We start from the raw sequence: 544 nt of genomic DNA on the forward strand, positions 1-544 counted from the left end.
CTGGCCCGCATGTTAGCTTTATTGATAAGCGAGCATACTCAAACCTGTCTATGCGCAAGGAACTTTCCTTCTCTATTAGCAGCCCCTTCCTGGCTCACATTCCAGAAAATACCCAACTAAGCTTTAGGCTAGAACAAACACCGCAAACAATCGATTGCCTACTTGTGTGCACCAAAAGCTTCGATGCCCTTCCCGGCCTTAAAAAGCTTGGTGAAGCCATCACAGATAAAACCCTATTAGNGTTATTCCAAAATGGCCTGGGTAGCCAATACGACATTCTAGAAGCCTTTCCTGATAACCCTATTTTCGCCGCCGTCACGACTGAAGGCGCTAATCGGGTTTCTTCAAATCAAATTGTCCATGCAGGCTCCGGCCTTACGCGCGTCGGCCCCTTAAACAAAGCTGCAGAATCTAACGATGCTGCCCGAGCGCTACTTAATTACCTTCAGCCACCCGCATTAGACAAGACGCTAACACTCCAATACGAAAAGGACATATGGCAGGCTTTGTGGCACAAGCTCGTGATCAATTGCGCTATTAATCC

The 544-nt window shown here is 47.7% G+C and carries 1 protein-coding gene; it reads left to right on the top strand.

The features are described from left to right. A partial coding sequence (locus tag A3729_RS04015) for a ketopantoate reductase family protein (RefSeq protein WP_304439686.1) occupies positions 1-544 on the top strand: 544 nt, incomplete at both ends.

It is taken from the genome of Oleiphilus sp. HI0043 (assembly GCF_001634935.1).